Source organism: Bosea beijingensis, from assembly GCF_030758975.1.
Taxonomy (GTDB): Bacteria; Pseudomonadota; Alphaproteobacteria; order Rhizobiales; family Beijerinckiaceae; genus Allobosea; species Allobosea beijingensis.
Genome location: NZ_CP132359.1, coordinates 2,074,783 through 2,088,633 on the forward strand (window position 1 = coordinate 2,074,783; position 13,851 = coordinate 2,088,633).

Sequence of the window (13,851 nt, forward strand, 5' to 3'; positions counted from 1 at the left end):
CTCGGTCAGGGAAAACGGGCTCAAGGCTTGCGCTCCTGCTGGGTGGGGGCGGCGGGCCGCGGCTTCGCGGCCTGGGGGCGTTGGGGCTGCGGGTAGGCCCCGTCATAGGCCCCGGCTCGGCTGCGATGCGGGGACCGTGGCGAATCGAGCGCGACGAAGTCCTGCGCCGTGGCCGGCTCCCCGGTCTTGCCGACGAAGACGCGGGGCCCCTTGTCGGTCACCACCACGTCGCCATAGGCGACGTCGCCGAGGCGCAGGAAGGTCTCGACGGTCACCGGCGCTGCCGAACGCGGCGTCCGGCTGGCCGTTTCAGCGCGCCGCTGCTCCCGTTCCGCGACCGCCTGTTCGTGGAAAATCCGGCTGCGTTCCCGCGCCGCCTGCAGCCGCTCCTGCCAGAGTTGGCGGCAGCGGGCGAGTTGCGCTTCGTTCAACGGCGCATTGTCGGATGCGCCCGGTTCGCAGAGCGCATCCTCGGCCGCGGGAAAGGCGTCGGGGGAGGGGCCGGCCGCGCGGGCCGGCACCGTGCCGCAGAGCAGGACGAGCGACGATGCGATGATGCGCAGCGATCGCTCCATGGCCTCCTCCGTCGATGGCGCCTCAGTTCATCGTCGGGATGACGAAGCTCGCACCGTCCTTGATACCGCTCGGCCAGCGCGCCGTCACCGTCTTGGTCTTGGTGTAGAAGCGGATCGAGTCCGGGCCGTGCTGGTTGAGGTCGCCGAAGGAGGAACGCTTCCAGCCGCCGAAGGTGTAATAGGCCAGCGGAACCGGGATCGGCAGGTTGATGCCGACCATGCCGACCTGGACCTTCGAGGCGAAGTCGCGCGCCGCGTCGCCATCGCGGGTGAAGATCGCGGTGCCGTTGCCGTATTCGTGGTCGTTGGTGAGCTTCAGCGCCTCTTCATAGGTGTCGGCGCGCAGCACCGAGAGCACCGGCCCGAAGATCTCTTCCTTGTAGATGCGCATGTCCTTGGTGACGTTGTCGAACAGGCAGCCGCCGACATAGAAGCCGTTCTCGTAGCCCTGCATCTTGAAGTCGCGGCCGTCGACCAGGAGTTTGGCGCCTTCCTGGACGCCGACATCGACGTACTGCTTGATCTTCTCCATCGCCGCCTTGGTGACGACCGGGCCGTAATCGGCGTTGACGTCGGTCGACGGGCCGATCTTCAGGCTCTCGACGCGCGGGATCAGGCGCTTGACCAGCTCGTCGGCGGTGCCCTTGCCGACGGGGACGGCGACCGAGATCGCCATGCAGCGCTCGCCGGCGGAGCCGTAGCCGGCGCCGATCAGTGCATCGACCGTCTGGTCCATGTCGGCGTCGGGCATGATGATCATGTGGTTCTTGGCGCCGCCGAAGCACTGCACGCGCTTACCGTTGGCGCAGCCGCGGCTGTAGATGTACTCCGCGATCGGGGTCGAGCCGACGAAGCCGACCGCCTTGATCTCGGGATTGTCGAGGATGGCGTCGACCGATTCCTTGTCGCCGTTGACGACGTTGAGGATGCCGGGAGGGCCGCCCGCCTCGATGAACAGCTCGGCAAGGCGCATCGGCACGCCGGGATCACGCTCGGAGGGCTTCAGGATGAAGGCGTTGCCGCAGGCGATCGCGGGGCCGAGCTTCCAGAGCGGTATCATCGCCGGGAAGTTGAACGGGGTGATGCCGGCGCAGACGCCGAGCGGCTGGCGCATCGAGTAGATGTCGATGCCGGGGCCGGCGCCGTCGGTGTATTCGCCCTTCATCAGGCCGGGCACGCCGAGCGAGTACTCGATCACCTCGACGCCGCGCTGGATGTCGCCCTTGGCGTCTGGAATGGTCTTGCCGTGCTCGCGGGCGAGGAGCTCGGCGAGCTCGTCGTTGTTCTGCGCGATCAGGTCGAGGAACTTCATCAGCACGCGGGCACGGCGCTGCGGATTGACCGCGGCCCATTTCGGCTGCGCCTCGGCGGCGTTCTGCACGGCGGCGTCGAGTTCGGCCGCCGAAGCGAGGGCGACCTTGCCGATGATCGTGCCGTCCATCGGCTGGTAGATGTCGGCCGTGCGGCCCGAGGTGCCCGCGACATGCTTGCCGCCGATGAAATGCCCAACCTGACGCATCGCGCCCTCCCTACGAACTGATGGTGTGTTGATCCCGTCGTCTCCCTACCATTCTCGTTTGCGCACGGCTATAGCGAGAGTGAAACGTCGGTCGTGCGAAAACACAAATATGGGAGAGAGCCTTGGAGCGCTTCGACTGGGATGACCTCCGCTTTTTTCTCGCCGTGGCGCGTTCCGGGCGCCTGACCGCCGCCGCGCGCCGGCTCGGCGCCGATCACGCCACCGTCTCGCGCCGCATCACCTCGCTGGAGGAGGCGCTCAAGGCCAAGCTCTTCGAGCGCCGCCCGCAAGGCTACACGCTGACCGCCCACGGCGAGCGCCTGCTTGCCAAGGCCGAGAGCATGGAGACAGAGGCGCTCGCGATCCAGAGCGATATCGGCGGTGCCGACATGGCCTTGTCCGGCACCGTCAGGATCGGTGCGCCCGACGGCTTCGGCACATCCTTCCTGGCCTCGCGGCTGGCGCTGTTCGCGAAATCCTATCCCGGCCTGGAGATCCAGCTCATCGCCATGCCGCGCCTGCTTTCGCTGTCGAAGCGCGAGGCCGATGTCGCGATCACGCTCGCCCCGCCCAAGGAAGGCAAGGTCGTGGCCCGCAAGCTCTCGGATTACCGTCTCGGGCTCTATGCCTCACCGGAATACCTGGCCTCGATGCCGCCGGTGACCAAGCCCGAGGATCTCTTCGAGCACCGCATCATCGGCTATATCGACGACCTCATCTTTTCGCCCGAGCTCGATTATCTCGACGAGGTCGCCAAGGGCCTGCGCGCCCATGTCCAGAGTTCAAGCGTCATCGCCCAGATGAACGCCGTGGTGGCCGGCGCGGGCATCGGCGTGATCCATCACTTCATGGCGGAAGGCGAGAAGCGGCTCGTGCCTGTCCTGCCCGAGACGGTCTCGATCACCCGGTCTTTCTGGCTGCTCGTCCATGCCGACCTGAAGGATGTCGCGCGGGTTCGCGCCATCGTCGATTTCATCGTGCGCGAGACGAAGGCCTCGCGCGCCCTCCTGATGGGTGAGCCGCGGGCCGAGCCGCGCATCGCGGCGGAGTAGCGATCGCTTGTCAGGCCGCGGTGCGAACCCTGTCGCGCCCATCCTGCTTGGCGGCGTAAAGCGCCTCGTCCGCCTGGCCGAGACAGGTCTCGAGCAAGGCATCGGGCGCGAGGGCGGCGACGCCGATCGAGACGGTGAGCGGCAGCGATTCCCCGTTGATGACGAGGGACGTATCCGCGATGGCTGCCCGGATGTCGCCGCACAGGCGTTCGGCCTCGGCGAGGTCGGCGCCGGGGAAGATGATGGCGAATTCCTCGCCGCCGATGCGGGCTAGCAGGTTGAAGCCGCGCTCCGCCATCATGCCGAGCGTCCTTGCGACCGCGGTCAGGGCCTGGTCGCCGCCATCATGGCCGTGTCGGTCGTTGAGCCGCTTGAAATGATCGATGTCGAGAATGGCGACCGAGATCGGCAGACCCATCTCGCGCGCCTCGCAGACGAGCTGCCGCCCCCGCGCGAAGAAATGGCGGCGGTTGAACAGTCCGGTCAGGAAGTCGCGCGCGGCGAGGTCCCGCAATTGCCTGAGCTGGTCGAGCACCTCGACATTGGAGGCGATGCGGCATTGCAGCTCCTCCAGCACGAAAGGGCGCGAGACGAAATCATGCGCGCCGGCCTTGAGGAAACCGGCCGAGGTCTGGCGGTCGGTCGAGGACGAGATGCCGAGGACGCGCACGCCCGTGTGCTGGCGGCGGATGCGCCGCGCCAGCTCGAAACCGTCCATGTCGGGCATGTAATAGTCGCTGACGACGAGCTGGATATCGGGATTGCTGTCGAGGATCGCCAGCGCTTCCTGCCCGGACCCGGCCTCGACCACCGCGTATTGCTGGATCGACAGCATCCGCGCGAGCACCTTGCGGGTCGTGCGGGTGTCGTCGACGACGAGGATGCGGGTATTGCGATTGTTCAGCGCCCGCTTGACCGTGCCGACGATGTTGGGAAGGGCGAACTCGTTGTCCTTCAGGACGTAGTCGATGACCTCGCGCTCCATGATCCGCCCGCGCGTGGCAAGATCGAAGGTCGCGGTGAAGACGACTGACGGAATGCCGTGCGTCACGGTCCAGTCGAGCGCCTCGCCGCGCGGGGCGTCCGGCAGGTTGAGGTCGACGACGGCGATCGCATAGGCGCCGGGCGCGGCGATGATCTGGTCGCTGACCTCTTTCAGGGATGCGCAGGTCGTGACCGGCAGCCCGGTTTCGGCCTGAAGGAGCTGGCGTAGGGCGAGCGAGAAGGTTCGCGAATCCTCGATGACGAGGATTTGCCGGTCGTCCGGCACCGACTCTGGTCTGGCCTGCAAGGTCTGATGGGCACCCATGCTCCATCTAGGGCGCTCGCAAGTTTAATTTTCCGTCACATCTGCCCGGCAGGCCCGTCAAATCCGCCAGGGCAGGATGTTGTGCTGCCGGTTGCGGCCGATCAGATCGAGCGCCAGCATGACGGCGAGGATGACCGCGCAGGCGCTGATCGCCACAGCGGCAGCTTCGCCGGCGAGGCCAGCTTCCTTGAGGCTGAACAGCACGACGCCGAGCGTCTCCGTGCCCGAGGACCAGAGCAGGGCCGAGACGGTGAGTTCGTTGAAGGCGACGAGGAAGACCATCAGCGCCGAGACCGCCGCGGCCGGCGCCAGGATCGGCGCCACGACGAAGCGCAGCATCTGCGTGAGGCCGGCGCCGTCGAGCTTCGCGGCATCCTCGTGATGCGCCTCGATCTGGGCCATCGCCGCGACCGGCGCCTTCAGCGCCAGCGGCAGGAAGCGGGCGAGATAGGCGAAGAGGATGATGAAGGGCGTGCCGTAGATGCTGATGCCGATCAGCGGCAGCGGCTTCAGGAAGATCAGGATGCAGGCGATGGCGAGCACGATGCCGGGCAGGGCATAGGGCAGTTCGATCATCAGCTCGACCGCTCGCCGGAGCTTGCCGAGCCGCCTTTCCAGCGCATAGGCGAAGACGATCGCGACGATGGCGAGGATCAACGCGGCGCTGCCGGCGAAGAGCAGCGAATTGCGGAAGGCGCGCATGGTCACGGTCTGCCGGAACAGAACTTCCGTGAATTTGTCGAAGGTCAGCGTCTGCCAGGAGAGAGCGACGCCCAGTGCCGGCGTCAGCGCTTCGCTCAGCAGGGCCAGCAGTGGTAGCCCGAGCTTCAGGGTGAGCAGCAGCCAGAGCCCGGCCGCGACGAGCGGACGGGCCGGGCCGAGCAGCCAGTAGGGCTCCAGCGGGCGCTCGATCTCGACCTTGCCGCGCTGGTTGCGGGCGGCGAGCGCGGCCGCGACGATGCCGAGCGCCGCGACGATGCCGACGAGCACGGCCAGCGCCGCCGTCTCGCCGAGGCTCGACGGGCCGAAGCTCGACAGCCGGCGGTAGATCAGCGTCGGCAGCGTCAGATAGTTCACCGGCAGGCCGAGCAGGGCCGGAATCCCGAAATTGCCGACGCCCGCGACGAAGGCGATCAGCCCGGCGGCGATGATCTGCGGCCGCAGCACCGGAATGACGATCCGCGCCGTGACGGTCGCCGGCGCGGCGCCTTCCATCTGCGCGGCCTCGATCAGCGATTGCGGGATGCTGCGCAGGCCGGTCCAGAGCGTGATAGCGACGAGCGGCGCATGATGCAGCGCCATGACGAGGATGATGCCGCCGCGCCCGAGCAGCGGGTTCGGCGTGCCCGGTGGCGGCGCGAGCCCGATCAGCGAGAGTATCGGCGAGTTCGGCGCGAGCAGGCTGAGGAAGGCCAGCGCTGCCACCTGCGGCGCGATCATCATCGAGAAGACGAAGGCGAAGGCCAGCGGGCGTTTGCCCCTGACATCGGTGACGCCGAGCGCCAGCGCGACGATTCCGCCGACGAAGAGAGCGCCGAGCGCCGAGAGCGAGGCCGTCTCCAGCGTATGCCAGGTCGCGGTCACCGCTGCACGGCTCGTCATCTCGGCGAAGGCTTCGGCCGGCGCGAATTGCCAGCCGGGCGCGAAGGCAGCCGCGACCAGCCGGAAGAAGGGGAGGCCGCCCAGCAGCAGCGCAACCGCGACGACGAGCGCCGGCAGGCCCCAGCCTTCCGGCAGACGGATGCGTGGAGCCAGCGGGGCCGCGATCGCGGGCTCCCGCCGGCCATTTCGGACGAGGGCCAGCGTCATCGCGCCAGCCACCGCGGCAGCAAAGCCGTCATCACTCGAAGATCGATCCGAAGCGCTTGCGGGCGGTGGTCTCGTCGGTCAGCGCCTTGGCGGCGTCGAAGCTCATCAGCTTGATCGCGCTGCGGGCGGGATAGCCAGCCGGCAGGGCGACCTCCGGATGAGCCGCGACGTAGCCCTGCTTCAGCGCGAGCTCCTGGCCGTCCTTGGAGAGCAGGAAGTCGATGAAGGCCTTGGCGGCTTCCGGGTTCTTGCTGCTCTTCAGGATCGCGACCGGTTCGCTGACCGCCGAGACGCCCTCGCTCGGGAAGACGAACTCGACCGGAGCGCCCTTGGCCTTCTCGCGGATCGGCATGAAGTCGACAATCATGCCGTAGAGCTTCTCGCCGGTCGCGACCTGGCGCAGGATGTCGCCATTGGCGCCGGCGGCGAGCGTACCGTTCTCCTTGAGCTTTTCGTAGAAGCCCCAGCCTTCTTTGAGATTACTGGTGAGCGTGATCGTGTGGATCAGCGCGGCGCCCGAGTTCAGCGGGCTCGGCATGGCCAACTGGTTCTTCGCCTCCGGCTTGACGAGATCGGTCCAGCTCGCGGGCTTCATCGCGGCCTTCGTGTTGTAGACGATGCCGGTGGTGATCAGCTTGGTCGCGAACCACATCTTCTGGGGATCGTGGATGCCGGCCGGATAGGCCGTGACATCTGCCTTGTCATGGGCGAGCAGGCGGCCTTCCTTCTTCAGGCCTTCCATAGTCACGGCATCGGCGATGAGCAGCACGTCGGCCTGCGGCGCGCCGGCCTCGAACTCGGCCTTGAGCTTCGCCATGACGCGCGGCGTGCCGTCGCGGACGAAGGAGACCTCGACCTTCGGGTATTTCGCCTTGAAGGCGTCGATCGTCTGCTGGGCGTCGGTATTGGGCTGGCTGGTATAGAGCACCAGCTTGCCCTCGGCGGCGAGGACCTGCGGCGCAGCCGCAAGGCCGGCCGCGAGAATGAAGGCGCTCAAGGCCTTGCGCTGCATGTCGGAACTCCATCTCTTGATCGCGTCTGCGAGATGGCGCTGCCGGTAGTCCCGGCACATGACAGTTCCATGAAGGGAGGCTGTCAGTTTCGAGGCCGGGGGCCGCTTGCGCACTGCGGAACTAGAAATACTATTTGGCCGAGTCAGCCCGGCTTGTTTCGAGCCGGGCTTTTCGACTAGGCTCGCGGCAAGACGACCATAAGGTCGCTTTAAAACGGTTTAAACGGGAGGATATCGGATGAAGCTTGTACGGCATTTTGCCATGGGAACGGCTGTCGCGGCGGTTGTCGCGGGCTGGTCCGGCGCCGCCATGGCGCAGGAGACGCTGACGGCCTGGTTCACCAAGGGCTTCTACAAGGGCGAGGACGATGCGCTGCTCGCCGTCGTCGACAAGTTCCAGAAGGCGACGGGCGTCAAGGTCGAGCTTTCGCTCTACGCCACCGAGGACTGCGTCACCAAATCGGTCGGCGCGGTCGATGCCGGCACGCCGCCGGATGTCGGCTTCTGCACCACCTATGATTTCCGCACTACCGGCAAGTGGGCCTATGACGGCAAGCTCGAGGACGTCTCGGACGTGATCGAGCCGATGAAGGCCGAGTTCCAGCCGATGGCGGTCTCGACCACCTTCCTGATGAACGGCAAGACCGGCAAGAAGTCGTACTACGCCTTCCCGGTCGAGCAGCAGATGATGCACATCACCTACTGGAAGGACATGCTGGAGGAGGCCGGCTTCAAGGAGTCCGACATCCCGAAGACCTTCAACGGCTACTGGGATTTCTGGTGCGACAAGGTCCAGGGTGCGATGCGCGCCAAGGGCAAGCGCGTCTATGGCATCGGCCACCCGATGGGCATCGCCGCCTCCGACACGTTCTACTCGTTCCTGACCTTCGCCAACGCTTTTGACGCCCAGGTCGTCGACGAAAACGGCAAGATCGTTCTCGATCAGCCCAAGAACAAGGCGGCTATGGTCGAGGCGGTGAAAGCCTACTCGAACATCTTCCAGCGCGGCTGCACGCCGCCGTCTTCGGTGAACTGGCTCGACCCCGACAACAACGTCGCCTTCCACAACCGCACCACGGTCGCCACGCACAACGCCACGATCTCGATCGCCGGCAAGCACATGGACGACATGAGCAACCAGGCGCTCACCGCCGAGCAGCGTGCGACGGCCAAGAAGAACTACGAGGACAACATCCGCACGGCCGAGTTCCCGCTCAAGGCGGACGGCAGCAAGATGACCAACCTCGCCGCCGTGAAGACCGCGGTGATCTTCGCCGAGGCCAAGAACAAGAAGCGCGCCAAGGAGTTCATGGCCTTCTTCATGAAGGATGAGAACCTGCGGCCCTTCGTCGAGGGCTCGGCCGGCCGCTGGGTGCCGACGACGCTGAAGGCGATTGAGGCGCCGTTCTGGTCGGATGGCAAGGACCCGCATCGCGCCGTCGTCTACAAGCAGTACAAGGACGGCACCGTGCCGTTCCAATTCGTCTACAACTACAATTTCACGACCGTGAACGCCGAGAACGTCTGGGCCAAGGCCGTGAATCGCGTGGTTCAGGACAAGATCCCGGCCGAGCAGGCCGTGGACGAGATGATCGCCCGCATCAAGCAGATCGCCGGCTGAGCCCGGCGCTCGTTCCGCTTGCATCGAGAACCCGCCGCGGCAAGGATTGCCGCGGCGTATCTTTCACAGGGTGAACATTCGACGGAGAGTCCATGAGCACAGCCGCCATGACCGCGCCGCTAGCGGCGCCGCGCGAGGATGCATCGGCCTTTACGCGCGACCGCGCGATGTGGGGCGCCATCATGCTGGCCCCCTATGTGCTCGTCTTCGCCGTCATGGTGGTCTATCCGGTGGCCTATGGCCTCTGGCTCGGCCTGAACTGGAATTCCTACCGCGCTCTCTTCGCCGACCCGATCTTCATCCGCACCGTCGTCAACACGATCATCTTCCTGTTCGTGGCGGTGAACCTGAAATTCCTGATCGCGCTCATGCTGTCGGGTTTCTTCGTGCAGCAGCGGCCCTGGATCCGGATCGTGCTGGTGCTGTTCATCCTGCCCTGGGCGGTGCCGTCGATCCCGACCATCCTGTCCTTCCGGGTAATGCTGAACCCCGAGAACGGCATGCTTAACCAGCAGCTTTTCCAGTGGTTCGGCATCATGGAGGGACCGGGCTGGCTGACCGATCCGACGCTCGCCTTCATCTCCTCGATATTCGTCCATATCTGGAAGTCGCTGCCGTTCTGGACGCTGATCCTGATCACCGGCCGGCTCGCGATCGCGCAGGACCTCTACGAGGCCGCGAGCGTCGACGGCGCCAATCGCTGGCAGCAGTTCCGCTTCATCACCTGGCCGTCGCTGGCGACGCTCTATGTCACCTCGACCATGCTCTCGATGATCTGGACGCTGGGTGACTTCAACAGCGTCTACCTGCTCACCGGCGGCGGGCCGGGCGATCTCAACCATGTGCTGGCAACGCTCGGCATCCGCTACATGCGCAACAACAATCTCGATCTCGGCATCGCCTCGATCATCGTCGCGATGCCGCTGATCCTGCCGATGGTCTTCGTGATGGTGAAGCGCCTGTCGAAGGGGCCGGACGCATGAAGAAGTTCCTCGACGAAGGCAAGCTGCTGCTGGTCGCGATACCTGTCCTGGTCTGGACGCTGCTGCCGATCTACCACCTCTTCGTGCTCTCGATCTCCAACCAGGAATCGATGCTGGCCGGCAAGCTCTGGCCCGACCAGCCGACGCTGCAGAACTTCCAGATCGTCTTCGCCCAGCAGCACTACTACCTGAACAATTTCTGGCGGCAGATGTTCAACAGCTTCTTCATTGCGGTGGCGACGGGGCTGATCACGCTCTTCGTTGCGACCTTTGCGGCCTTTGCCATCGCGCGCCTTAAGGTGAGGGGCGGGCGCACGATGATGAACCTCGCGCTCGCGACCTACCTGATCCCGGCCGCCTTCCTCGCCATTCCCATGTACAAGGCGATGGGTTCCTATGGCCTGCTCAACACGCAGGCCTCGCTGATCCTGGCGATGGTCGCGCTCGCCTCGCCCTATGCGATCTGGGTGCTGAAACAGGCCTCGGACAAGCTGCCGAAGGAGCTCGACGAGGCCGCGGTGATGGACGGCGCCACCTCGATCCAGCTCTTCCGGCTGGTCTACCTGCCGCTGATGAAACCCTCGATGGTGGTGATCGGCATCTATGCGCTGCTGCTCGCCTGGAACGAGTATCTCTACGCCTTCCTGCTGCTCTCCTCGGAGAAGGCGGTTCCGCTGGCCGTTGGCCTCGGCCTCTTCCTTTCGGCCGACGATGCGCCCTGGAACCTGCTGATGGCGGCCGGCCTGCTCTATGCCATCCCGCCGGCGGTGATCTACTACCTGTTCCGCAAGAACATGGTCGGCGGGCTCACTTCCGGTGCGGTGAAGAGCTAGGCCGGAAAAGGCGCACTTCCTTGACCAGATGCCCGGATCAAGCCCCCGGGCATGATACACGGCGTCAGCGCGCCGCATGGCCGGATTGCTTCATCGCTCTCGCCATGGCGATGAACAGGCGCCACAGTGAATGCGTTACGACAAGAAGAATTGCCGAGGATAGACCGATGACCGCCTCCAAGCTCGACCAGCTCCGCCAGATGACCACCGTCGTCGCCGACACCGGCGACATCGAGGCCGTGCGTCGCCTGAAGCCCGTCGACTGCACCACCAACCCGACCCTGATCCTCAAGGCGGTGGAGACGCCGGCCTACGCCCATCTCGTCGACGAGGCGATCGGCTGGGGCAAGAAGCAGGGGGGTGGTGAGAAGGCTGTCCATGCGGTCTGCGACCGCCTCGCCGTGAGCTTCGGTGCGGAGCTGACCAAGATCGTTCCCGGCCGCGTCTCGACCGAGGTCGATGCCGATCTTTCCTTCGACACGGACGCGACCCTCACGAAGGCGCGCGCCGTCATTGCCGCCTACAAGGAGCGCGGCGTCGAGAAGGACCGCATTCTCATCAAGATCGCCTCGACCTGGGAGGGCCTGCAGGCCGCCAAGGTGCTGCAGGGCGAGGGCATCGACTGCAACCTGACCCTGCTTTTCGCCTTGCCACAGGCGGTCGCGGCGGCCGAGGCCAATGCCTTCCTGATCTCGCCCTTCGTTGGCCGCATCCTCGACTGGCACGTCAAGGCCGGCGGCGGCCCCTACACCGCCGAGACCGATCCGGGCGTCGTCTCGGTCAAGAGCATCTACGCCTATTACAAGGCCTTCGGCATCAAGACGGTGGTGATGGGCGCTTCCTTCCGCAACACCGGCGAGATCGAGGCACTGGCCGGCTGCGACCGCCTGACCATCGGGCCGGGCCTGCTCGACGAGTTGGCTGCTGCGACCGGTGACCTGCCGCGCCGCCTCTCGCCGGCTTCTTCGCCTCAGATGGAAGGGGGCGTCAGCCGGAAGCTCGGCTTCGACGAGAAGGCCTTCCGCTTCGCCATGAACGAGGACGCGATGGCGACCGAGAAGCTCGCCGAGGGTATTCGCGGCTTCGTCAAGGACCTGCGCGGCCTGCGCAAGCTCGTCGCCGCGAAGCTCGGCTGAGCCGGGCATGACCGAGCGGCGGATCGCCGTCGTCACCGGCGGCGCCAAGGGTATCGGCGCCGCGGTGGCCGATCGGCTGGAGAAGGACGGTTTCGTCCCGGTCGCTTGGGATATCGTGGCGCCCGCGAAAGCCGGGCGCCTGCATCTGGCCTGCGATGTCTCCGACGAGAACTCGGTCGCCCAGGCCCTGGCTGCGACCGAGCGCGAGCACGGCCCCATCGCCGTGCTCGTCAACAATGCCGGCCTGACCGGCCCCTCGACCACGGTGGCTGAGACGCCGCTGGCGCAATGGCAGAAGGTGCAGGCGATCAACCTGACCGGCACCTTCCTCTGCTCGCGGGCCGTGGCGAGCGTGATGGTGCCGCGGGCTTACGGCCGCATCGTCAATATCGCCTCGCTCGCCGGTAAGGAGGGCACGCCGACGCTCTCGGCCTATAGCGCCGCCAAGGCCGGCGTCATCGCCTTCACCAAGGCCCATGGCAAGGAGGTGGCCGGCACCGGCGTGCTGGTGAATGCCATCGCGCCGGCGGCGATCGAGACCGATCTGCTCCAACAGATGAGCGCTGAGACGGTCGCGACCATGATCGGCAAGAGCCCACTGAAGCGACTGGGAACGGTCGATGAATTGGCCGAACTCGTCGCCTGGCTTGCGAGCGAGCGCTGCAGCTTCTCGACCGGCGCGGTCTTCGATCTCTCGGGCGGTCGCGCCACCTACTGACACGGCGCCTTGCGTCAGATCATTGACGCGGCCCGCGTGCGGGCTTCTGATGAGGCATGTCCTGACGAGGCCGCACCGGCTGTCGCGGCCCGCCCAACCGGAGTCGGCCATGACCACGCCTGCAGAGTCTTCGTCCCGTACGGGCTCTTCGCTCGCCACCCATCTCGTCCCGCTCCGGCGTAATTCCGGCTGGCTGATGGCGGCGGGCATCGCGCTCGTCATCCTCGGCGTGGTCGGCCTCGGCGCCGTGGCCATGCTCAGCCTCGCCAGCGCGATCTGGTTCGGGGCGATGATCCTCGTAGGTGGCGTCGTCGTGCTGATCGACGCCTTCCGGCATCAGGGCTGGAAGAGCCGGGTGCTGCACATTCTCATAGGCCTGCTCTATGTCGCGGTCGGCCTGATGACCTTTGCCAATCCGCTGCTCGCCACGGCCTCGCTGACGCTGCTGGTCGGCGCTGCGCTGGTCGCGACCGGCGTGCTGCGCCTCGTCGTCGCCTTCCAGAACCGGGAATTGCCGGCCTGGCGATGGCTCGCTCTCTCGGGAGTGCTATCGCTTCTGCTCGGCGGCATGATCCTGGCGCAATGGCCGGGCTCGAGCCTCTGGGTGCTTGGCACCTTCTTTGCGGTCGAGTTGATCTTTCAGGGCTGGGCCGCGATCGCACTCGCGCGTGCGATCCGCTCGACCTTCGACGGCGTGAAGCCGCGCTGAAACTCGCTTCTTACTCCGCGACCTCGGCCGTCACGGTGGCCTTGGTCGGCGTGCTGAGATCGCTGAAACGGGCGCGTCCGCCGGCCGCTGCAGTCTGCAATTGCTGTTTCCAGCCCTTGGCGTCGCTGCCGCCGAGCGCAACGAAATCGGCCGGGCGCGAGGCGTCGGCATCGCGGCCCTGATAGACCAGCACGCCGCGCGCGGTCACGACGATGTCGCCGCGCCGCAGCGTCGGGTCCTTGAGATACCATTGCTTGTCGGCCTGGGGATCGAGCTGGACGACGGGTGGCTTCGGCTTCGAGGAAACCTCCGACGCGGGAGCCCGGGCGCGCGGCGCCCGCACACGCGGCTCGTCGTCATACTCGTAAATCGGGGAAGCCCGCAGGCGAGGCCCGCCGCCGAACAGCGCGCGGGCGAGATCGTCGAACAGGCCGGCCGCTTCTGCTGCAGGCGCGGCCGCCACAAGGAGCGCCGCCGCGAGTCCGAACCGCGCCATCCCGTTACGTGCCATCGCCTTGCCCTCCGCTACCATCAGCCCAACGCTGAATGGTCGCGAAAGGTTCGGTTCAGGTTCA

General features: G+C 66.2%; 13 protein-coding genes. 7 read left to right on the forward strand and 6 right to left on the reverse strand.

What is annotated here, in order from left to right:
- Positions 1–20: 20 nt before the first annotated feature.
- Positions 21–575, reverse strand: coding sequence for a hypothetical protein (locus Q9235_RS10020; RefSeq protein ID WP_306226802.1), 555 nt, complete (start codon positions 573–575; stop codon positions 21–23).
- A 22-nt stretch (positions 576–597) separates the two neighbouring features.
- Complete coding sequence (locus Q9235_RS10025) at positions 598–2,094, reverse strand: CoA-acylating methylmalonate-semialdehyde dehydrogenase (protein WP_306226804.1); 1,497 nt, start codon at positions 2,092–2,094, stop codon at positions 598–600.
- Positions 2,095–2,216: 122 nt separating this feature from the next.
- Between Q9235_RS10025 and Q9235_RS10030 the strand changes: the two genes are divergently transcribed.
- Positions 2,217–3,146, forward strand: a complete 930-nt coding sequence (locus Q9235_RS10030; RefSeq protein WP_306226807.1) for a LysR family transcriptional regulator — start codon at positions 2,217–2,219, stop codon at positions 3,144–3,146.
- A 10-nt stretch (positions 3,147–3,156) separates the two neighbouring features.
- On the opposite strand, the gene Q9235_RS10035 is transcribed toward Q9235_RS10030, so the two are convergent.
- From Q9235_RS10035 to Q9235_RS10045, 3 genes are read right to left on the reverse strand one after another with little or no spacing between them, the layout of a single operon-like run.
- Positions 3,157–4,455 (reverse strand): GGDEF domain-containing response regulator, encoded by a 1,299-nt coding sequence (locus Q9235_RS10035; protein WP_306226809.1) that lies wholly within the window; start codon positions 4,453–4,455, stop codon positions 3,157–3,159.
- A 57-nt stretch (positions 4,456–4,512) separates the two neighbouring features.
- Positions 4,513–6,264, reverse strand: a complete 1,752-nt coding sequence (locus tag Q9235_RS10040) for an ABC transporter permease (RefSeq protein ID WP_306226811.1) — start codon at positions 6,262–6,264, stop codon at positions 4,513–4,515.
- Positions 6,265–6,295: 31 nt separating this feature from the next.
- Positions 6,296–7,276, reverse strand: a complete 981-nt coding sequence (locus tag Q9235_RS10045) for an ABC transporter substrate-binding protein (RefSeq protein ID WP_306226813.1) — start codon at positions 7,274–7,276, stop codon at positions 6,296–6,298.
- A gap of 238 nt (positions 7,277–7,514) precedes the next feature.
- Between Q9235_RS10045 and Q9235_RS10050 the strand changes: the two genes are divergently transcribed.
- The 6 genes from Q9235_RS10050 to Q9235_RS10075 all read left to right on the forward strand — a co-directional run bounded on the left by Q9235_RS10050 (position 7,515) and on the right by Q9235_RS10075 (position 13,276).
- Positions 7,515–8,897: an ABC transporter substrate-binding protein gene (locus tag Q9235_RS10050; RefSeq protein WP_306226816.1), complete on the forward strand. Its 1,383-nt coding sequence runs from the start codon at positions 7,515–7,517 to the stop codon at positions 8,895–8,897.
- A 107-nt stretch (positions 8,898–9,004) separates the two neighbouring features.
- A complete protein-coding gene (locus Q9235_RS10055) occupies positions 9,005–9,880 on the forward strand; it encodes a carbohydrate ABC transporter permease (RefSeq protein WP_306228189.1) in 876 nt (291 codons plus the stop codon).
- Positions 9,877–10,713 carry a carbohydrate ABC transporter permease gene (locus tag Q9235_RS10060; protein WP_306226819.1) on the forward strand — a complete coding sequence of 279 codons (837 nt, stop codon included), beginning with the start codon at positions 9,877–9,879 and terminating at the stop codon, positions 10,711–10,713. The genes Q9235_RS10055 and Q9235_RS10060 overlap by 4 nt, the downstream gene beginning before the upstream one ends.
- Before the next feature lie 167 nt (positions 10,714–10,880).
- Positions 10,881–11,849, forward strand: coding sequence for a transaldolase (gene tal / locus Q9235_RS10065; protein WP_306226822.1), 969 nt, complete (start codon positions 10,881–10,883; stop codon positions 11,847–11,849).
- A gap of 7 nt (positions 11,850–11,856) precedes the next feature.
- Positions 11,857–12,567, forward strand: coding sequence for an SDR family NAD(P)-dependent oxidoreductase (locus Q9235_RS10070; RefSeq protein WP_306226825.1), 711 nt, complete (start codon positions 11,857–11,859; stop codon positions 12,565–12,567).
- A 109-nt stretch (positions 12,568–12,676) separates the two neighbouring features.
- Entirely contained in the window at positions 12,677–13,276 is a 600-nt protein-coding gene (locus tag Q9235_RS10075; protein WP_306226827.1) for an HdeD family acid-resistance protein, read from the forward strand.
- A 10-nt stretch (positions 13,277–13,286) separates the two neighbouring features.
- Here Q9235_RS10075 and Q9235_RS10080 read toward each other — a convergent pair whose 3' ends face one another.
- Positions 13,287–13,787 carry a hypothetical protein gene (locus Q9235_RS10080; RefSeq protein WP_306226828.1) on the reverse strand — a complete coding sequence of 167 codons (501 nt, stop codon included), beginning with the start codon at positions 13,785–13,787 and terminating at the stop codon, positions 13,287–13,289.
- Positions 13,788–13,851 lie beyond the last annotated feature (64 nt).